The 20,390-nt window shown below is 38.2% G+C and carries 15 protein-coding genes; 13 read left to right on the forward strand and 2 right to left on the reverse strand.

Features of this window, described 5'->3' with window-relative positions; all coding sequences use genetic code 11:
• Positions 1-7 precede the first annotated feature (7 nt).
• The 10 genes from BT999_RS08645 (at position 8) to BT999_RS08690 (ending at position 16,689) form a co-directional block, all read left to right on the forward strand.
• Positions 8-994, forward strand: coding sequence for a major capsid protein (locus BT999_RS08645; RefSeq protein ID WP_072697391.1), 987 nt, complete (start codon positions 8-10; stop codon positions 992-994).
• Positions 995-1,060: 66 nt separating this feature from the next.
• Positions 1,061-1,441: a Bbp16 family capsid cement protein gene (locus BT999_RS08650; protein ID WP_072697392.1), complete on the forward strand. Its 381-nt coding sequence runs from the start codon at positions 1,061-1,063 to the stop codon at positions 1,439-1,441.
• A gap of 37 nt (positions 1,442-1,478) precedes the next feature.
• Positions 1,479-2,078 carry a phage connector family protein gene (locus tag BT999_RS08655; RefSeq protein ID WP_072697393.1) on the forward strand — a complete coding sequence of 200 codons (600 nt, stop codon included), beginning with the start codon at positions 1,479-1,481 and terminating at the stop codon, positions 2,076-2,078.
• Positions 2,079-2,084: 6 nt separating this feature from the next.
• On the forward strand, positions 2,085-4,397 hold the full coding sequence (locus tag BT999_RS08660; RefSeq protein ID WP_072697394.1) for a phage tail protein: 2,313 nt from the start codon (positions 2,085-2,087) through the stop codon (positions 4,395-4,397).
• Complete coding sequence (locus BT999_RS08665; RefSeq protein ID WP_072697395.1) at positions 4,397-4,858, forward strand: hypothetical protein; 462 nt, start codon at positions 4,397-4,399, stop codon at positions 4,856-4,858. The genes BT999_RS08660 and BT999_RS08665 overlap by 1 nt, the downstream gene beginning before the upstream one ends.
• 28 nt (positions 4,859-4,886) lie before the next feature.
• Complete coding sequence (locus BT999_RS08670) at positions 4,887-5,513, forward strand: virion core protein, T7 gp14 family (RefSeq protein ID WP_072697396.1); 627 nt, start codon at positions 4,887-4,889, stop codon at positions 5,511-5,513.
• A gap of 69 nt (positions 5,514-5,582) precedes the next feature.
• On the forward strand, positions 5,583-7,910 hold the full coding sequence (locus tag BT999_RS08675; RefSeq protein WP_072697397.1) for a VgrG-related protein: 2,328 nt from the start codon (positions 5,583-5,585) through the stop codon (positions 7,908-7,910).
• 12 nt (positions 7,911-7,922) lie between these two features.
• Entirely contained in the window at positions 7,923-14,753 is a 6,831-nt protein-coding gene (locus tag BT999_RS08680) for a MuF-C-terminal domain-containing protein (protein ID WP_072697398.1), read from the forward strand.
• A gap of 18 nt (positions 14,754-14,771) precedes the next feature.
• A complete protein-coding gene (locus tag BT999_RS08685) occupies positions 14,772-16,004 on the forward strand; it encodes a hypothetical protein (RefSeq protein ID WP_072697399.1) in 1,233 nt (410 codons plus the stop codon).
• A gap of 25 nt (positions 16,005-16,029) precedes the next feature.
• Positions 16,030-16,689: a DUF4376 domain-containing protein gene (locus BT999_RS08690; protein WP_072697400.1), complete on the forward strand. Its 660-nt coding sequence runs from the start codon at positions 16,030-16,032 to the stop codon at positions 16,687-16,689.
• A 249-nt stretch (positions 16,690-16,938) separates the two neighbouring features.
• On the opposite strand, the gene BT999_RS08695 is transcribed toward BT999_RS08690, so the two are convergent.
• Together BT999_RS08695 and BT999_RS08700 are read right to left on the reverse strand one after the other, a co-directional pair.
• The gene (locus BT999_RS08695) at positions 16,939-17,448 is read right to left on the reverse strand and encodes a hypothetical protein (RefSeq protein WP_072697401.1); all 510 of its coding nucleotides are present in this window, start codon (positions 17,446-17,448) and stop codon (positions 16,939-16,941) included.
• Between the two features lie 3 nt (positions 17,449-17,451).
• On the reverse strand, positions 17,452-17,868 hold the full coding sequence (locus BT999_RS08700; RefSeq protein WP_072697402.1) for a hypothetical protein: 417 nt from the start codon (positions 17,866-17,868) through the stop codon (positions 17,452-17,454).
• A gap of 218 nt (positions 17,869-18,086) precedes the next feature.
• On the opposite strand from BT999_RS08700, the gene BT999_RS08705 reads away from it, so the two are divergent.
• The 3 genes from BT999_RS08705 to BT999_RS08715 all read left to right on the forward strand — a co-directional run bounded on the left by BT999_RS08705 (position 18,087) and on the right by BT999_RS08715 (position 20,136).
• The gene (locus tag BT999_RS08705; RefSeq protein ID WP_072697403.1) at positions 18,087-18,434 is read left to right on the forward strand and encodes a DUF4156 domain-containing protein; all 348 of its coding nucleotides are present in this window, start codon (positions 18,087-18,089) and stop codon (positions 18,432-18,434) included.
• Positions 18,435-18,496: 62 nt separating this feature from the next.
• Positions 18,497-19,012, forward strand: coding sequence for a zinc ribbon domain-containing protein (locus BT999_RS08710; protein ID WP_143145527.1), 516 nt, complete (start codon positions 18,497-18,499; stop codon positions 19,010-19,012).
• Positions 19,013-19,305: 293 nt separating this feature from the next.
• A complete protein-coding gene (locus BT999_RS08715; RefSeq protein WP_072697405.1) occupies positions 19,306-20,136 on the forward strand; it encodes a Rha family transcriptional regulator in 831 nt (276 codons plus the stop codon).
• Positions 20,137-20,390 lie beyond the last annotated feature (254 nt).

Below are 20,390 nucleotides of genomic sequence, written 5' to 3' on the forward strand. Positions count from 1 at the left end.
ATGAAAGATGCCAGTAGTCGCACAAAAAAACCCTACCTTTTCCGACATCGCAAAACGTTTAGATCCTAACGGCAAGGTAGATATTATTGTAGAAACTTTGAAAAACACTAACGAAATTTTAGAGGACGCTGTTGTTTTAGAAGGGAATCTACCAACAGGGAATAAAACAACCATGCGTAGCGGTTTGCCTTCTGTTGCGTGGCGAATGATTAACCAAGGGGTACAACCCAGCAAATCAACAACCGTTCAACAAACAGACAACTGCGGTAATCTTGAGGCGTATGCTGAAATTGATAAAGACCTTGCAGATTTAAACGGTAACACTGCGTCTTATCGGGTTTCAGAAGATTCCGCATTTTTAGAAGCAATGAACCAGCAAATGGCAAACACTTTATTTTACGGTGATACCTCAAAAAACCCGGAACGCTTCTTGGGATTAGCCCCTCGTTTTAATACTTTAGACGTAAAAAAAGCAGCGAGTGCTGAAAACGTTATTGACGCAAAAGGCACAGCCAGTGGTAAGCTTTCCAGTATTTGGCTCATGTGTTGGGGAGCTCAAACTGTTCATTGCTTTTATCCTAAAGGTTCTAAGGCTGGCTTTGTTCACACAGACAAAGGTCAAGTAACATTGCAAGACGGAAAAGGCGGGAACTTTGAAGGTTACCGCTCTCACTACAAGTGGTCTATTGGCTTAAGCGTTCGTGATTGGCGTTATGTTGTGCGTATCGCAAATATTGACCTCGCAACAATCACTGATGATGCCTTGATTGAAGCAATGGTTTCCGCTGTTGAGTCTTTACCAAATCAAAATTTAGGCAAGCCTGTTTTTTATGTGAATAAAAACGTACGTAAACGCTTGCGTAACGCCATACGCAGGGCAGACAACGTTCACCTTGGCATTAGAGAAGTAGCAGGGAAAAAAGTTGTAGACTTTGATGAAATTCCGGTTCGCCGTTCTGATGCGTTAGTGAATACTGAAACAAGAGTCGTTTAAGCTTAGCTAATTATCAATAAAAAACACATTAAAAAAACAACTGATCAAAAAAAAAGGAATAACAAAATGATTTTAGATAAAGAGAATTTATTTTCGGATAAACAACTCGTTTCGGCTACGGCTAATGCTGACAATATTGTAGATTTAGGCATTAGTAATTTTAGTGCCAATAATAACGCCAGCTTGTTCGCTTGTACTACTCCTTATGTTGGTACAGGCACTTTGGTTGTCGAATTGTTAACCAGCAGTGAGCTTAATAACGGGATTATGGTTAACCCTGTAACGGTAGCAACTTATCCTATTACCAACGCTGCTTTAATTGCGGGCGGAAAGATTGTTGATACTCGTATTCCTATGGGTGTTAGTCAATACGCCGGTTTAAGATATACCGTTACCGGGACATTAGCAGGCGGCATTATCACCTCCGGTATTGCCTTTGACGCATAAAAACAACTTCGCAATATAAAATAAATAAGGGGTATTTATGCAGGCACAAACAGCATTAACAGCAAGTATTGTTTCTATTTATAATCTTAGTTTAGCTAGGCTTGGTGGTCATCAGCTTGGGCGGATTAATTCGCCGTATGAAGACAGCACCGAAGCAAGCCTTTGTAATAACTTATATCCACACATCAGAGACTTAAGTTTAAGCTCTTATGCGTGGAATTTCGCACGCAAAAAAGAAACTTTGGCTATTGTTGAAAGCAGTATTGTGAATGCTGAATACCCATTTTGTTTTAAGTTGCCTGCTGATTGTTTACGCCCAATTTGTTTGGAGGGGCATAATCAAGACAACCAACCAACGCCTTTTATAATTAGAGAGCGTGATCTTTTAACAGGCTCTAACCCCGCAGTTTTAGAATATATTGCAAGAATTGAAGACCCGAATTTATGGACGATGAGTTTTAAAAATGCTGTCGCTTGGGGCTTAGCTTCTGAATTAGCCACGGCTTTGACAAACGATATTAATAAACAAATGCGTTATTTAGAATTTTACCATAGGTCTTTAGCTGATGCGTTTAGTTCAGAGCGTAACACCGAAAAGCCCGCTAAACTGCCTAACCCGTGGCTAGAAGCGAGGTAAATTATTATGTCTTTTACTAATTTACAAGGTGCTTTTACTGCCGGAGAATTATCACCCGCTTTACAAGGCAGAATAGACTTATCAAAATATGCTCAAGGCTGTAAAAATCTTACAAATATGTTGGTTCAGCCTCATGGTGGGGCGATTAAACGCACAGGTTTTAAACTTTTAGACGAAATAGACGGAGAAGCCGTTTTAATACCTTTTGTTTTTAATTCTAACCAAGCTTATTGCCTGGTTTTTGGTGAAAAATGGCTTAGAATAGCCACAAAAGACGGCTTTATTTATAAAGATGATACAATTTATCAAATAGCTAGCCCTTATACCTTAAAACAAGCTAAACAATTAAGCTACGCTCAATCGGCTGATGTATTGTTTATAGCTATGCAAGAGGTTAAACCCCAAAAGTTAAAACGCCTCGCTCATGACAATTGGATATTTGAAGATATATCTTTTTTACCTGATATAAACCCGCCTAAACTGAACGTTTTAGCGGATATGAAGCTACAATATGCAAAGTCTTTTCCCTTGTATACAAGAAGGCTTGGGGACGTCAACGGTATTATCGGTGGCGGAGCTGGTGATTATGACCTACTTGACCATGAAAATTTATATATTAAAGGTTCAGGGACTCGCACCGATGGTTTTGTTTTAGCTTATCCTAAAAACACGATATATGAGACGAGTAGCGGACACTATAGGGCTGTTGCTGTTGACTTATACGAGGCAGACACAGCCAAAAACAATATAAAATTTGTAAATGAGGCGAAAAAGTCAGACGGTTCAATACAACCGGCTCAAGTGAATACGCCTTATGCCTATTACATTACAGCGGTAAACGAAAAAAACAAAGAAAGTGCGGCAAGTCTAGCAATTAATACAACGGCACCGGCAAGTAACAATTGGTCAGCCGGGGATTATGTAGAAATTTATTGGGACGTTGTTCCCGGTGCCGTTGAATATCGTATCTATAAGTCAACTTTTGGGGGGAGTGCCGGCTTTATCGGGACAGCTTCTAAAACACTTTTTAGAGATTATAATATTCAACCGGTAAGCAGTGATTCTTATCCCCGTTGGCTTGATCCATTCCCTGAAAATGATTACCCCGCCACCGTTTGTTTTTTTGAACAGCGGTTAGTTTTTGCTTCAAGCATTAAACGCCCGCAAACTATTTGGATGAGCAAGTCCGGGGATTATGACAATTTTTCATCATCAATACCTTTAAAGGCTGATGACTCAATAGAGTTAACAATTGCGAGTAATGAAGTATCAAACGTTTGTTGGCTTATTCCTTTACGCTCTTTAATTCTCGGAGCGGCGGGCATGGAGTGGGAACTAAGTTCATCAGAAGGAGCTTTTACCGCTAAAACAGCCAAAGCCACGCCCCAGAGTTATAGAGGGAGTGCCGCACATTTAAGGGCTATTGTTATTGGTGATACCGTTTTGCATATTACCCGTTCAGGTCGTCAAGTTAGAGATTTAAAGTATGACTTCGCCGCTGATAGTTACGGCGGGAGCGACCGCACTATTTTAGCCTCTCACCTTTTTGAAAACCAAAGAATAATCAGTTGGACCTATCAGCCTTCGCCTCATTCTATTGTTTGGTGTGTGCGTAATGACGGCGTTTTGCTAGGCTTAACCTTTCAAGCAGAGCATGAAATCTTTGCTTGGCATAAACACACAACTCAAGGTTTATTTAAGACTGTTTGTAGCGTTCCGCAGGGACAAGATGATTGTCTTTTTGTAACAACCCGAAGAAACAATAAACACTTTTTAGAAGTCTTGGCAGAAAACGACAGCGAATTAGTAAACTTAAATTATTTGGATTGTTCGCTTCAATATAAAGGCAAAGCGACAAGAAAAGTTATAGGGCTTGAACATTTAGAAGGTCTTCAGGTTTCAGCCTTGGCAGACGGTTCGAGCGTTGCGAATAGAAAAGTTATAAATGGAAGTATTGAATTAGAACACGAAGCCAGCAACATTATTGTTGGTTTACCTTATAACGCTGATTTAGAGACTATGCCCGTTGAGATGATCAGGCGGGACGGAGCGAGTCTTGGGCGTAAAAAATATATTAACGCCGTTAATGTTTTATTTAAAGACACGGTAACAGCGAAAATTGGTTGTAATTTTGATAAACTTGAAGAAGTTAAATGGCGAACAACCGAAGCTTACGACACAGCTTTAAAGCCTTATTCTGGACAACATAGAGTGATAGTCCCCGAATACGCTAAAAATCAAATTACTGTTTGTGTTAGGTCAAGCGAACCCTTACCTATGACTATCTTAGCACTCATGCCCGAAATGGATGTAAATTAATGAACATTAAAGTAGTAACAGCAAAACAAGCACACCTTTCTTTTATTGCTGAAAATATGCGAGAAGCTGACGTTTTAGAGCTAAAAGCCTTTAGTGGACACACGCCTATTGAAGCATTGGACCTTTCGCTTAACCGCTCTTTATTGAGTTGGGTTTGTCTTGTTGACAATAAGCCCGCTTTCATCTGGGGCGTTGCACCATCTGGCTCTATTTTAAGCAAGGCTGGCATTCCTTGGCTTTTAGGTACGCCAGATATTTATAAGGCTAGGTTTAGCCTTTTAAAAGAAAGTAGAACGTATGTAGGGCTGATGAAAAGCACGTTTGAAACTCTTGAGAACTATGTTCACAGCAAAAACAAGTTTTCTATACGCTGGCTCAGGTGGTCTGGTTTTAAAATAGAAAAAGAAGCCAAGCCTTGGGGCATTGATAAAAATGAGTTGTTCTACAGATTTTACAGTTAAATTAAATAAAAATAAGGAGTAATTTATTATGTGTAGTATTCCAATCGCAGGGTTAATTATAACTCTCGCATCTACAGCAGTAAGTACAGCCTCATCTATTCAACAAGGCAAAGAACAATCCAAAGCCGCCGAAGCTCAAGCGAGATATGGGGCAGAAGTAGCATCACAAGAAGCAGCAACAAAAGAACAATTAGCCAAAAACGAAATATCAAAAGGCATCGCAGATCGTGAACGACATTTAAGAAATGCCGGACGATTACAGGGTGAAGCTACCTCTATGCTTGCCTCTAACGGGTTTGAGTTAGATAGCGGATCAACCGCTTCAATGCTCGCTGAAAGTGCGTCAGAAGCGGCGTATGATGCAAATATTATCACAGCTAACGCAGAAAATGCGGCGTGGTCGCACAGAGTAGGAGCAACGCAAGCACAAAACGCACAAAGCTCTTATTTAGCCCAAGCAAATAATTCTAAGTTCAATAGTGGTAACGCATGGCTTAATGGCGGGGCTTCTATGTTGGGGGCGATTGGAAGCGGAATGGCTATGTATAGTCAGGCGAAACCGACAAGTACGCCAGCAGGAAGCTCTTATTATGATGGAATGCAAGATGCTATTTATGCGACAAACCCTTATTTTTCCAAAAGTACAAAATGGTAAAAGCCAAGCAATTTTCATTAAGCCTTACTGCCCTAAAATAAACATTAATTCAAACCAGAGTAAAACAAAATGAGAATACCATTAAATCAAAGCAATCAAGGCATATCAACAGCTAATGCGGGGGCTGTGGCTTCTGTTCCAAGTATTAACGCTTTTTATAAACAAGGGGCATGGGACGGCTTAGCAAACCTTAGCCAAAATGCCAACAAGCTTTTTGTGGCTATTCAAGAAGAGAGCTTAAAAGATAAAGAAAAGCTTGAAAGTTTGGAAGATATGGAGGCGTTACAACGATTAGAACAGGCTCACCAAGAAAGAGACCTTGAAAACCGTGAGAAGTATCAAGGTAAAAATGCTGAAGGTGTTGATCTTGATATGCTTGGTTATTCAAAAAGCTTACTTGAACCGGAACTCGCAAAACGTACAGGCGAACGAGCTAGGTATTTTGCTTTAAAAGCTAATGATATTCAAAATAAATATGTAAATCACTCAAATGTTTATAAACTTGGAGAGCTTGAAAAATATAAAAGCTCTATCTTAAAAGCGAGTGATGACAAACTTGCGTTAGCTTTGAGCGACCCGAATATATCGGCTTTTGACAAGCAACGCATGACAAACGAACGCATAGCCGAAGAAAGAGCGTTTAACGCTGAAGCTTTTGATTCATCGGGAAAAGAGGCTGTTTTTAACGGCAACTTAAACGAAGCTATTCAAAATGATGCCTTTTTAAGGCTTCAGCAGGAAATTGACAACGGGAATTTTGTTTTTCAAGCAGACGAGAACAACCCGAATTCTGTTTATTATTTAGCGGCAAGCAAAGAGTCCGGAGGGCGTGGAAGTAGTGCTATCGGATATGATAAAAATGGTGGTACGAGTTACGGCACTTATCAGTTTTCAAGCAAGCAAGGCACGGCTCAAAATTTCGTTGATTGGTTGGCTCAAAATGGAAGCCCCGAAGTAAAAGAGCGGTTTGCCAAGCTTGGTGGTTTTAATACCGGCTCTAAAAAAGGGGCGGCGGCTCAAATGTGGCTTGCTTGTGTTAAAGATGGTTTAATTACACCCGAACTTGAAACGAAATTCATACAAGAACGCATGGTGAACCCCGCTTCATCTAAGCTATCGCCCACCCTTCAACAAACAATCAAAGACAACCCTATTTTAGGTTCGGCTTTTGTCTCAACCGTAATTCAACACGGAACAGGCGGGGCTAGTCGGTTAATGAACGAGGCGTATTCAAAAAATAAAGACGGTAAAATTGAAACCCTTTTACATGATTTATATGAAGCAAGAAAAGGGAACTTCCCCTCTTCTACGCCCGAAGTTCAAGCGAGCGTTGCAAGAAGATTGGAAGAAGAAAAACGCAGTTTAATAGAACACAAGGAAGCCGTTTTAAACGCAGATTTTAATAAGCTTAGTTACCCAAACCAACAAAAGATACTTAATTATTCAGCTCAAAAACAAGAGCATCATAGAAAGTTGGCAGAAGAACAAGAAGAAAACTCTATTTATCAAACGTTGGTAAAAAACAATGAAAGCTTGCCTTTTGAGCTTCAAGAGGCGAACGCTTTTAAGGTGATTGACGGATACAGGGATAAACCCGAGCTTCAAGAAAAATTAAGCCAAAGATTTAAAGGCCACCTTGAAAGACAAAAAACAGTAGTAAAAGCTCAAGACCAAAGCATTATTAACCAATTCTTAATTAATATGGAAAAGAATAAAACAGGCAGATTTGACGCTTTGGCAAATGTTGAACAAATTGAAGGTTTAAGTCGTGAAGGGAAAGAGCTTTTAACTAAAAAACTTACGGAAGGATCTTATAATAAAAAGACTGCTCTTAATCAAAAAGCAACAATTGACGCAAGGCGTTTAGTTGATAACGGCACATTAAAAACCCAAGAAGAGATAGACTCTTACGCACTTGATAATGAACTCACTTTTGAGCAGGCGGAACAACTCGGAAAATATTATGCAGACGGCGGAAAGCTTGGCAGGTTTAGTCAAAAAGACGTTGATAGAGTCATGTTAATGTTAGACGTAGACCCTAATAAATATGACGGTGAGGATATTTATCAAACTATTTTAAGAACGCCCGGATTGCTTAAAGACGGCTTAGCCCCAAGCGTAGATAACTTAAGGCAAATTATCAGCGGTTTTATCATGGACGGCGAAACCCAAGACAAGACAAGAACTTATCTTGGATATGGTGTAGATGAAAACTATTTAGAGGCTGTCAAAAACAAACAAGGAAGCCAGTGGCTACCTGATATTTCAGAGCTGTCAGCAGAAGAAAAAGCAAGATACGCCCAAACTCCAGAAGTTCAAAAAATGATTAAAGACGGCGAAAGCGAAAAGACAGCCATAAGAAGATATTACAAAAGACTTAAGGGCTTACCCGAGTAAGGAGTTTTAAATATGAGTTTAATTATAGAAAAACAACAAGACCAAAACCAACCAAACGAAAACAATAATTATTTATACAGCCCAAGAGATGAAGAAACAGGCGAAGACAATTCATTTACACCGCCAACACCACCACAACCCGTACAACAAACAGCCGAACCGCAACAGGTTCAGCCACTACAGCCAAAACAACATAAATGGATTACCAAGGCAGACGTTGAACGCTCTGTTATGCCCGCTATTATTGCCAGCGAGGGTTTAACTCTTAATAATATCGTCCAATCTAAAACACTTAGTAAAGAATTAAATTTAACGCCTGAAGTTATAAGCCAAAACATAGCAAAAGCTGAGCAAATGGCTTTAGTAAAACGCTTAGAACAAATGCCAGCCGTAAACAATTGGGTAGCGGAAAGCACGGAAAACGCAATTATTTATAAAGAAGATACGGCGATAGGAAAAACGGCTAGTTTTTATGATGAGAACTCTATTAAGCGTTCTATTGAAGATATTGAAAATTCAGCACCATTCAAAAAGGAGTTTGACCGCTGGACAGGAAGTACAAGAGAAAGCTTTTATCATAGTAGTGGTTTTGCATTAAGTCATTTAGGAAATGTTTTTAAAGCAATAGGATTTGATAACGATAATGTAGCCACTAAAAACGCATATTTATTGAGAGATACGCTTTACAAATATGCTACGGAAGAACGAGACCATTTAAAAACAAGTGTAAAGTCTCTTAAGGTTTCAGACTTTGAAACTTGGGATAGTTTTACAAATAGTTCTCTATTTAATTCTGATTTTTATTCGGAAGGTATTTCTGATCTTATAGGTGGTATGACACCGGGGCTATTAGTTACGGCTATGGGGGGTGGCAATTTTGGCTATGGAGTAATGGGCATGTCTGACGGTGGCTCTTTAGAAAAAGAGTTATTAAGTCAGGGAGTAGCACCAGAAACAGCTTTAAGTGCATCTACGGCTCAAATGGGTATATCGGCAATACTTGACAAGGTTGGACTTGAAGGGGTTTTTAAAAAGAATTTAAACAAAGCAACAAACAGTTTAGCAAAAAAAACAATAAATAAAGCAACAGCAACAGTCGTAGCGGGTGGAAGAGAAGGAGTCACAGAATACCTACAGGACTTAGCAAGACCTCTCGCAACAAGCTGGGCATTAGGAGAAAACATTGAACAAGCAACAACACGCTTCCTAAACGCCGCTAAGCAACTTGACTCTTTAGTGTTAGCATTTTTATTCGGCGGTGCTGGGAATATTGGCTATCAGGCGACATCAGCCTTACAACAAAAACAAATAGAAACCCAAGTTAACGACACTCAAGAAAAGCTTAAAACGCTTGATGAATTAGCGAGCGAGTCTAAAACCCGTGAGCTTATGCCTGAAAAGTTTGAAGAGTTTGCGGAAAGAGCCTCTGAACATAGCGATATGAAAGACGTTTATATTAACGCAGAGACCTTTTTTCAGAGCGATATTATAAATAATGAGCCTTTGCTTGATAAACTTGGAATAGATCAAAATATGGCTTATACGGCGTTAGCTTTAGGTGATTCCATAAAAGTTCCTTTAGCTAAGTATCAAACTTATATTGCCGGTACGCCTGTTTCAGACCAGCTTAAAGAAGGCGTAAAGTTTAGCGAACAAGATTATACCGTTAAAGAAAGTAAAGAATTTAGCGAACATGAAGCGGAAAAGGCTTTAAACGTAAACGAAGAATACACGGCGTTAAATAATGAGCTTGAGCTTGAGAAACAAAGACATAGAGAAATGCTTACAGGGGCTATACAACAAAGCCCTAACCTCTTTACAGAGCTTTCAAGCAGAGAAGGCGGGGTTGAAGAATATATAAACACTTGGCTTCATATGTTTGAAAACGGTGCAACTCGCATAGGTGGCGGAAGCTTAGAAAGCACTCTTGAAAGATTTAAACGCATAAAAGAGATTAAGACAGAGGCGTTTGGCGGTAACACGAAAACCGAAACGAACGGAGATATTAACACAGATGACAGTATTTTAACTTTAAAAGACACTAAAAACTGGACAGAAGAACAATTCGCAACGCTAACACCGAAGCAACTTGCGAGTTTAGAGGAAGAATATAACCAAACGGTAGCCAAAGAAGTTTTTGGAAAAGATCTTTTAAAAGACAAAGACCCACGCATAAAACACGTTTGGGGAACTATTGACGGTAAATCTTTAAAAAGAAACCACCCTTACGCATATAAAGAAATTGTTAGAAATTATGGTGTTGGTATATTTGGAAACGCTAAAAAGGGGGCTGTTGGAATAGACGTAGCGGCTCAAAGTTTAGTAAACGAAAAACTCGCTCCTTTAGATTTTGATGAAGAAGCTTTAGTTAGCCTACTCTCAGCACCACGCCAAAAAATAGGCAATGTTTTATATCAAGAAGATACAGACTTAACGCCCGCCTTTTTGCCTGAACTGGTTAAAAAATCAGCGGAACTGGAAACCAAAGAGCAACAAGCCATTGATTATGGACGTAGGGTTAAAGAGGCTTCTAAGAAGTGGGCGGAAGGGCTTAATAAACTTCAATCAGAAAAACCAAAAGCCAACGAAGTATTACAAGCGGGTAGAACCTCTGAAGTATTAAAAGCTTTGGGCGTTAAAGACCTACCTACAATAATGTTAGCTAATAAAATGAAATCAGTTTTAGAGGATAAAGGGCTACCTTTGTCTTTTATAAAAACCATTCCCGAACAGCTCGCTAGCCCTGTGATGGTGTTTGATTCTAAGACACAGGCGGATAGTTTGGTTGTTCTTACTGATTATATTCATGAAGGCATGCCTGTTGTTGTAGCTATTCATTTAAATACGGTACATGGTAATATAGAAGTAAATAAAATTGCCAGTATTCATGGGCGAAGCGGCAAGGCTGGCTTTATAAAAGAACAGATACAAAGTGGCAATTTAAGGTATTGGAACAAAAACAAAAGCTTTACATTAAACAGGGCACTCAGTGGGCTACAATTGCCCACAGTTATGTTTAATGCAAAGCGTTTTGATGACAATAAAATACTCACGGATAAAGATATTGTCAAGCCGATATATGAAGAAGAATTTTATCAAGACAAAAAAACAGCAAAACCGCCACGAGGTAGTTTGAAAGTAGCTGATGACGGTTACACAGTTACTTTAAGCGAAAACGCCAACGTCTCTACCCTATTTCACGAAACGGCACACTATTTTTTATTAGAAATCAAGCACATGGTTGACAACGGTTTAGTAGATGAAAGTCTACAAGCCGATTATCAAACGATTTTAGATTATTTAGAAGTTAAAAATAATAATATTAATCGTGATCAGCATGAGGAGTTTGCTAAGGCGGTTGAGTCTTATTTGATGGAAGGTAACGCCCCCAACAGTAAACTGGCTAAAGCGTTCGCAAGGTTTAAACGCTGGCTCACTAATCTTTATAAAAACAGTTTACAATTAAAAGTGCCGTTAAATGATGGTATTAGGGGCGTTTTTGATAGGCTTATCGCTAACGAAGTTGAAGTAAGACAAACGGCTTATAACAATGAACTAAACGATTTAACGAATAAACAACTTGACGCTTTAGGAGTTGTTGGTCCTGATCGCTCTTTTGTGAAAAGTTTAATGGAACAAGCGATAGAAAAAGCAACTGAAAAGCGTTTTATCAGAAATACTAAAAATCGCCGTGAACGGCTTAAAGGTTTTGCCCAAGAAGCCAAAACAGAACTTGAGAAACAACAAGTTTATAAACTAAGAAAAGACTTAGGTAATAAAGATGCAAACGGTGAGGTCAAAGCTCTTGATAAAGAGACAATCGCCGCTCTTTTTGGAGTAGAAACCGCAAACAAATTACAAAAGAAATTAAAAGTGGGTAGTCTGAAAAATCAAGGTGGAAACCCCGCTAAAATAGCCAAAGAATACGGTTATAAAAATGTTGATGAAATGGTGGCAGATTTGCTTAATTCAGCCCCTATTAGTTATCACATCAACGAAATAGTCAAAAAAAGAAATGCACAATTTGAAAAAAACAATATTGACCCCGAAGCCCTACTTTTAGAACAAGAAGAAATTGAAACACAGTTCGCTTTTATTAATCGCCATGTTGCCAAGCTAAACGGCAGTGAGCATATTGAACAAGCTAAAATAGATGATGCCGCCGTTATTAAGATGCAGGGTATGCCCTTATCCAGAGCTGTATCACACAAAAGCTTTTTAAATGCCATGCGTTTCGCTAGACGGCGGGAGCTACTCGCTATTTCTAAAGGTGAGTGGAAAACAGCTTATGAGTCAGGTCTTCAAGTGCGTTTTAATCTAGCTTTTGCGAAGCTGGCTTTAGAGAATCAAAAAAATATTGATACTTTTACCAAGAGTGTAAAAAGCTTTGTTAATAATAAAAAGGCAGACCCGAACGCCCGTTATATGGTTATGGCTTTAGGTTTACGTTATGGCATAACCAAGGCGGATACACGCCTAGCAGACGGACGGAGCCACAAGACTTTTGTTGACTGGATAGAACAATCGAAAGACCAAGGTTATGACCTGATAGTTGATGATAATATTATGTATAACGATGGAAAACCTTTAAACAAGTTAACCGTTGGCGAATATGAAGCTTTAAAAGAACAACTTAACCAGATTATGACTATAGAAGAAAACTTAAGAACAATCAAAACAGAACAAGGAAAGATAGAGCTAGAGGCGTTAACAACAGAAATAGCCGATAGTATCACGGCGAAAAACAAAATTAAAACTCATAATTTAGTGGCTGATGATAACGCAATCAAGCAAACCATTGCAGGCGTTCATTACGGCTTAGCAAAAGTTGAAACAACCATGATGCAGGTTGATGGAAACAATCAAGGGCTATTGTGGTTGCATGGGTATAAGCCCGTTTCTGACGCTTTAGACAATAAAAATATCAGAATGACAAAAGAACAAGCCAAAGTTGAGGCTATTTTTAGAAAGCATTTTACCCAAAAGGAACTTAACTCACTCTCTGATAAAACAATCGCTATTGAAGGTTTAAACGAAACCATAGATAACTATGGCTTAAAGAACAAAGTAAAAAACAAAATCAAAGGTTTTATAAGTTTCAACAATAAAGAAGTTTTACACAGCAAAGAAAACTTGCTTTGTGTGGCTCTAAACTTAGGCAACGGAATAAATCGCCAAAGACTTTTGGCAAGCGGTTTAACTCAAGATAATATTTTAGCGATTACAGATAAATTAACCCAAAAAGATTGGGAGTTTTGTCAAGATATTTGGGACTTTTTAGAAAGCTTTAGAGAAGAAAGCTTTGCACTCGAAGAACGGCTAAGAGGTTTACGCCCGCAGAAAGTAGAAGCAAGCCCAGTAATAACAAAATACGGTACATTTAGGGGTGGATATTACCCAATAGCATATGACGTAAAAAAGAGCGAAAACGCCCGCCAGTTTAACGAAAAAGAGTTGATGAAAGATGAATTTGGCGGAACTCATACCCAGACAAAACAAGGACATTTAAAACAAAGAGCTAAACAGGGGTTAGGCACACCGCTTATTTATAACTTTGGAGTTTTAACTTCGCATGCTTATAACGTTGTTCACGATATAACGATGAGAGAGGCTATTTTAGACACAGCCAAAATTTTCAGAGATAAGAAAGTATCAACGGCTTTAACTCAAAGTTTAGGCACAAAAGGACACGGCATATTCATGCCTTGGTTAAAAGACATAGCCAGAGAAAAAAAAGAACCCAGCACTTATATTGAAAGTTCCATGCGTTGGTTTAGATCCAGAACAACTACTTTTGTTTTGGGTTATAAGCTTGGCACGGTTATTTTGCAAAGTACGGGCTTTGCTATCGCCGCTAATCGGATTGGAGCTAAAAACTTGGCTTTAGGTTTTAAAAAAGTTTTTGGAAATGGCTTAAACCCGATTGAACAAACAAAGCAAATTAATGCACTCTGGGCAGAAACAAAAGATTTAAGCCAGTTTATGGCGGGACGATTAAAGAGTTTTGATAGAGATATTAAAGACGCAGGCAATTTTTTAGAAATAGAAAGTGGCGTTGTGAAATTCACTCAAAAACACGCATTAACGGCAATTGGATACGCTCAGCTTGGCGTTGACATGGTTGTTTTTCATGGGGCTTTAGAACAAGGAATAAAGCTTTATAACGGCAATATGAAAAAAGCAGTGGCTCACGCTGATCAGGTAGTTAGACTCACTCAAGGTTCGGGGCGGGTCTCTGACCTTTCCGCAATTCAAAGAGGGTCGGAATTAACAAAAATTATGACCATGTTTTATAGCTTCTTTAATACAATGTATAATTTAACCGCCTTGAATTTTACAGAAATTCAAAGAGCCGAAACAAAAGGCTCTCAAATAAGCTTAACAGCCAATTTTATACTTTGGACGCAACTTATACCACTCGCAATGTCAATAGCGTTCCAAGCATTAAAAGGCAAAGAGATGCCGGACGATGAAGAAGCTTGGTTGAAAATGATTGGGCTTGAATTTTTACAACAAACGGTAGGCATGTTTCCTTTTGCTCGTGATTTCGCTTCTGTTGCTCAAGGATATAATTATCAACTAAGCCCTGTTGTTGGCAGTGTTAATATGCTTGTAAGGTCAAGCTATGATATACTGACCGTGTTTGGCGAAGACAAGAAAAAGAAAGGTAAGAAAAAAGTTAGAAACGAAAAACTTAAAAAAGGCGTTACCGGAGCTATTCGCACAGGGGGGTTTGTTAACGGTATAGCCAGCGAGGGAGTAGCTAGGTTTGTTGAAAACATTTGGAATTATATGGACGGAACAAGCCCCGAACTTGAACTAAGAAAAACTATTTTAAGGTAAAAAGGAGATAGAAAACAAGTGAGTATAATCACACAAAAAAACAAAGTTTCGTATCTCGGAAACAGTTCTGCAAGTTTGTTTCCTATTGATTTTCCATTAACAGCGGATATTTTAAAAGAAGATTATTTAAAAGTCGTTATTACGGATACGGACGGGAAGATTACGCCGGCAGACAAAAACAATTATAGACTAGAACAAAGTGGCGGAAGTTATAGCCTACGCTACCCTTTAGCGGGCGATTTATTACCAAACGGGTATAAGCTTACCATTTTAAGAGAAGTGCCGTTTATTCAGCCTTTAGACTTAGCAAACGGCGGGTCTTTTAGTTCTGATGTTATTGAAGGGGCTTTTGACTTTCAAGAGTTCCAAATTCAACAATTAAGTGAAAAGTTTGAACGCACCCCAACCTTCCCTCTCGGTAGCTTAACAGACGGAGAAACAGCTTATAACGCTTTTATTAATAACGTAGCTAAAGCCGAAGCGGGAGCAATAACTGCCACAGCCGAAGCAGACAGGGCGAAGTTAAACGCCGATACTGCGGAACAGTACGCCAGCCAGCTCACAGGTTTAACCGCCACCGCTGAAACAACAGAGGCAGGCACAGAGGCAGAAGCGGAATATAACCCTGATACTGGCTTACTCCTTTTAAAAATACCAAAAGGAGACAAAGGCGAACCGGGAGATAAAGGAGAACCCGGGGACAGCTTTAAAGGACAAGAGGCTCTTGACGAAAAGCTAAGGTTATTTGAACAGCAGATTAAGCAAATAAAAGCAGATAACGAAAAAGCCTTTAAAAAAGTCATCATGATGTGGGGCGGTTTAATAACTGAAATTCCAGAAGGTTTTGTACTATGCGATGGCACAAACGGTACGCCTGACCTTCGGGATAAATTTATTCTTGGGGCTGGTGCTTGCGAAGACTACAAAGAAGTTGGCGAAAGCGGTGGCAGTTATAATGCTACTACTGAGAATACAACAGCGGTTAATAATGCAACAACGCTGACGGTTGCACAAATCTCAGCACATAAACATGAATTTTATGGTGCAAGTGGTTCTGGTTCGAAGGCTGCTATTACTGCAAATTCGGATCATTCGATCACAGCTGTACAAATTTACAACGGAGCAAAACTGTCATCTGCGATGGATAACACAGGCGGTGGACAACCACACAACCACGACCAAAAACCGCACGACCATAAAGTAACGGTAACGCCACCGTACTACGTTTTAGCGTTTATTCAAAAACTGTAAAAACAATAAATAAAGAGTTAAAACCATGAACATAACAGTAATTCCGAGTGATAAAATAATTATCGTAGACGGCGAAGCTCTCTATTTTGATTATAAAGCTAATCCGAATGTCCACGCTATTCAATACGCAGACGGCAAAGGTTGGATAGAGTTCAAAAACAAACCAAACGAGCCGATCGAAACTGAAGAAGAATATAAAAACGATGTTGAAGAGTTCCTAATACTCTGGCAAGCCGAAAAAGCCCGCATAAACGAAGAACTGGCGAAGCTTGAAGCGGAAAGGAATAAGCCTTTGACGTTACTTGAAGCCCGAAACAAAGCTTATGATTTAATCAAACAAGCCCGTGATAACCGCATGAATAACGGCGGGATAGTCTGGAATGATTATCTTGTGTCTTGTGATGAAGAAGCTCTCAATAAAATAGCTCAAACAACTTTACAATTTATAACCAAAAGAATTGTATCAAAAGAATGGAAGATGTCTGATGGCGAATATGCGTTCTTAGATGAAAATCTGTTTTTTGAAATGGCTACGGCTGTTGGAATGTTGGTTGATGCTTGTTATATTGTAGAAAAAGAAAAACGCAAAACAATTGAACAATACGGCACAGCCGAAGAGATTTTAAACTGGCTTAATGACTCTAAAAACTTACATGACGGCTATCCGAGCGACGGGGCGGAGTAAAATGAGCGTCTTTATGGCTGTCATAAATGCGTGTTATCGGCGTTTGAAATGGTTAAAACGCTCAAGGCTTGAGTAGTTTTTAGAGGATAAACGTTAAAAGTTTAAATAATGATTCTCTTTATTGACAAAAAAACACAAGACGGCGTATATGTATTTTACCGTCTTGTGTACTCGTCTCTTGGATAGAGACAACTCGTAAAAAAAAAGCTCGTTAGAAATAGCGAGCTTTTTTTGTTTTAAAAATGTTTTTTACGCACTTTGTTCTTGAAGAAAATCACGAACATTAAAATAATTTTTAATAAACTTAACGCTCTTACCTGTTTCATTTAGTATTAAATATAAAATCACAAGTATGATTTTAAGCGGTTTCCCTGTGTTATAGTTAAAAACATCAAGTGAAATAGAAAAGAACTCTTTTAACAAATTATGTGGGATTGTACTATTTTTATTTACAAGACAGTGCATATCTTTAATAAGTTTCGGTGAGTTCATTTTTTTGCTAATAACAAAACTTAAAATCCCGATAAAATCTTTTTCTTCGATTGTTCTCAACATGCTGTTTATTACTTTAACAAACAAAACAAATTCTGGGCTTTTTTCGTCTATTTCGCCTTTCATAGCACGCATAAAAAGAGCGTCTCTAACCGCAAAAAGGCGAAACCTAAAGACATCATAATGGCTTTTTATTCGTATATTTAGATTGGCATACATTAATATCCAACAACATAAAAGTATAATAAAAGAATTAAAAAATATCATAAATTACTCCATTTTATCATCACACGAACTAGGGTAATGTTGCTTGAGAGGTTTTAAAGTCCCGTCTTTTAAGCCAAGCATTAATGCCGTTCTTTCTTCAGCAAGCCTTTTAAGCTCTTTTTTAAGATAGTTTTTTTCTCTTTTAGACCATAAAAAGTATAAAACAAAAACCGCAGGCATCAAGATATAAGACAAATTATCAAATTTTAATATATCAATAAAAGTTAATAAAACACGTCCAGAGTCTTCAGGGGTTAACTTATAAGAAATAAAGCCTAAATCGAAAACAAAACCTGCAATAATAAGACCAATTATGTTTCCTGAATTAATAAGCTGTAATACTCCACGCACAAGCACCATCGCAACGTCAGCCCAAGAATGCCCCCTTGTTAGATCGTTAGATTTTTGACCCCTTGGCATGAGTTTCTCTCCATTGTGCATTTACGCAAATTAGCGAAATTTATTTAGCAATATAGAAATAAGACTTTTGCCCTTTTCCGTCAAGCGTTTTATAATACAACAACGGTTATCAAAGGATATTAACGAACATTAAAGAACTTTTAAGCTTTTTTCGTATTGTCTTTATCGTATTTTTTTTATACAAAAGTATAAACGATATTTTAAAACATGGGGGTTTTATGAAAAAGGTTCTCTTGCTTCTTTTGTGTGTAGTTGGCGTTTTTTGTTTGGCGGGGTGTGCTGCTAAAACTGTTAGCCCTGACGGGCTTAAAGTGAAGATTGTGTATGAAAAGCCACAAGGCGATTGCACAGAACTTGGAGAAGTTGTCGGAACTCAGGGCAATTGGTTTACTGGTGGAATGACACCAAACAAACAGCTTGTTGAAGGTGCTAGAAACGACATGAGAAACGAAGCAGGGAAAATGGGAGCAACTCATGTATGGTTAAGAGATTTAAGCGCTCACACTGGGGCATACTCTGAAACCGTTAACGCTTTAGGTATAGGCGTTGCTTACCGTTGTCAATAAATTAGAAACAGAAGGCGGTTTAACCAACCGCCTTTTTTAATATTTTAAATGGGTATGAATTTATGAAAAGATTTTTTTCAGCAACGAAAAATTTGCTTATTATCACTATAGCAATAATATTAGTATTAATAGTAACACATTATATTATAGACAATCATAGAGAAATGCTAACAAAAAAGAGGATGTCTTTTGTATTTACTAGCGATTTTGAAGAACGTTCTAAGGCATTAGAAAGTAACAAGGCAGAAGACTCGTGGGTCTCTCGCCTTCCGACAAAAACTAGGCAAGAGGTAGTTCAAAGGCAAGAACAAGACCTTAAAGAACTCAAAGCCCATGCAATCCATTGGACTAGGGCTTTTCACGCAGCAGAAACTTTTTTTTATACATCTCTCTCTTTATATGTAGTTTTTTTATTAAGCTTAGTTGTATATATTATTTTTCAACGCAACCAGATTTTATTAGAGCTAAAAAATCTTAAAAACAAACTATTGCCACAAAAGCGTAGATGCCCTTTTTGTGCTGAAAAAATAAAAACTGAAGCTATCGTGTGTAAACATTGCCTAAGGGATATAGTTTAATATTTTTATTGACATTTTTCTTATAATATGCTTTCGTCTTTATTAGGTGCTTAATAACGCCTTAGTCTGAGACGATCCACGCTCGTCAGTTTCGTGGTTTTTTTGCGTCTAAATAAAAGTCAAGTCTATAAATGATTTTTATTTATGCTATAATTATACTTATGTTACTCCGAGTGTGGGCTAATACAATACCTTGTAAAAGGGAATATGCCCGCCGTTCTCAGACGGTTATTAGCTCTCGGAGTTTTTTTATTTTTTAAAACTCCAATAATAAAATCTGAGGGGTTTTTATCATGACTAATTTAGTTGAAACAGTGAACGGCAAAGTTGTTGTATCGTCTTTAAAAGTAGCTGAACATTTTGAAAAACAACATGCCCATGTTTTAAGAGCGTTAAAAAATATTACAAATGATTGTGAGGAATTATTTAACCGCTCCAATTTTGGATTGGTTGAATATATAGACGAAAAAGGCGAAAGCCGTCCTTGTTACCACTTAACCCGAGATGCCTTTACTTTGCTCGCTATGGGTTTTACTGGTAAAAAGGCTTTAGCGTGGAAGATAAAATATATTGAAGCTTTTAACAAAATGGAACAAGCTTTATTAAACCACCCTACCACAATCGCAGACCGTAGACCTTTAGACAAGCTGGTTAAAGTTTGGGCTGTTTTATTGGGCGGGGACGGCGGGGTTTATCCTCGTTTATGGACGCAAGTTAATTCTCATTTAAATATAACTAATATTGACAAGGCAAGCCCTAAACAAATAAAAAAGGCTATTAGCTTTGTTCAAGCCCGCATAGATGAACTACAAAGCAATTCAATAGCACCAGCTAAAGAACAACCACAAAAACAACTAGAACTAGCCCCAGTGGTTAAAGCTTTACCTCCTCGCATTCTTGAGGTAGAAACAGAAATCAAGTATTTAGAGCAAAGATTTAGAACGCTATACACAAATATAACTATAAAGTTATCGCCTGATAGTGTTTCATCTAAGGACTTTGCACGAAAAAAAGAAATGCTTGTTATCGGCGAACACTCAACAAACGCAATATTAAGCGGTATAAGTAGCATTATTAATCAGCTTAATATTACTAAACGTGTTTATATGAGTTTGAAAGATTAGGGAAATGTGGGGTAACTTGGTTTTATTTTAACAAGTAAAATCAATAGACTACACATAAAAGAGGATTGTATTTATTCCGCCACTTCTAAGTATCTGATTTTAATTAGAAAAAAATCAAATATTTTAGATATTAAGCTTTTTGCGGGTAACTTGCGGGTAACAAGCAAGGCGTATATAGACTAATACTCATATAAAACAAACGCTTGTAAAACTTTAACGTGTCCCACCTTCTCCGCCAAAAATCATAGATTAAA

The sequence above is a fragment of the Desulfovibrio litoralis DSM 11393 genome (assembly GCF_900143255.1).
In the GTDB taxonomy this organism is placed as follows: domain Bacteria; phylum Desulfobacterota; class Desulfovibrionia; order Desulfovibrionales; family Desulfovibrionaceae; genus Frigididesulfovibrio_A; species Frigididesulfovibrio_A litoralis.

Coding starts and splice junctions, on each gene's coding strand:
- BT999_RS08660 (WP_072697394.1), top strand. CDS start 2,085: ATGTCTTTTACTAATTTACAAGGTGCTTTTACTGCCGGAGAATTATCA.
- BT999_RS08710 (WP_143145527.1), top strand. CDS start 18,497: ATGAAAAGATTTTTTTCAGCAACGAAAAATTTGCTTATTATCACTATA.
- BT999_RS08680 (WP_072697398.1), top strand. CDS start 7,923: ATGAGTTTAATTATAGAAAAACAACAAGACCAAAACCAACCAAACGAA.
- BT999_RS08650 (WP_072697392.1), top strand. CDS start 1,061: ATGATTTTAGATAAAGAGAATTTATTTTCGGATAAACAACTCGTTTCG.
- BT999_RS08695 (WP_072697401.1), bottom strand. CDS start 17,448: ATGATATTTTTTAATTCTTTTATTATACTTTTATGTTGTTGGATATTA.
- BT999_RS08675 (WP_072697397.1), top strand. CDS start 5,583: ATGAGAATACCATTAAATCAAAGCAATCAAGGCATATCAACAGCTAAT.
- BT999_RS08690 (WP_072697400.1), top strand. CDS start 16,030: ATGAACATAACAGTAATTCCGAGTGATAAAATAATTATCGTAGACGGC.
- BT999_RS08715 (WP_072697405.1), top strand. CDS start 19,306: ATGACTAATTTAGTTGAAACAGTGAACGGCAAAGTTGTTGTATCGTCT.
- BT999_RS08645 (WP_072697391.1), top strand. CDS start 8: ATGCCAGTAGTCGCACAAAAAAACCCTACCTTTTCCGACATCGCAAAA.
- BT999_RS08700 (WP_072697402.1), bottom strand. CDS start 17,868: ATGCCAAGGGGTCAAAAATCTAACGATCTAACAAGGGGGCATTCTTGG.
- BT999_RS08705 (WP_072697403.1), top strand. CDS start 18,087: ATGAAAAAGGTTCTCTTGCTTCTTTTGTGTGTAGTTGGCGTTTTTTGT.
- BT999_RS08670 (WP_072697396.1), top strand. CDS start 4,887: ATGTGTAGTATTCCAATCGCAGGGTTAATTATAACTCTCGCATCTACA.
- BT999_RS08665 (WP_072697395.1), top strand. CDS start 4,397: ATGAACATTAAAGTAGTAACAGCAAAACAAGCACACCTTTCTTTTATT.
- BT999_RS08655 (WP_072697393.1), top strand. CDS start 1,479: ATGCAGGCACAAACAGCATTAACAGCAAGTATTGTTTCTATTTATAAT.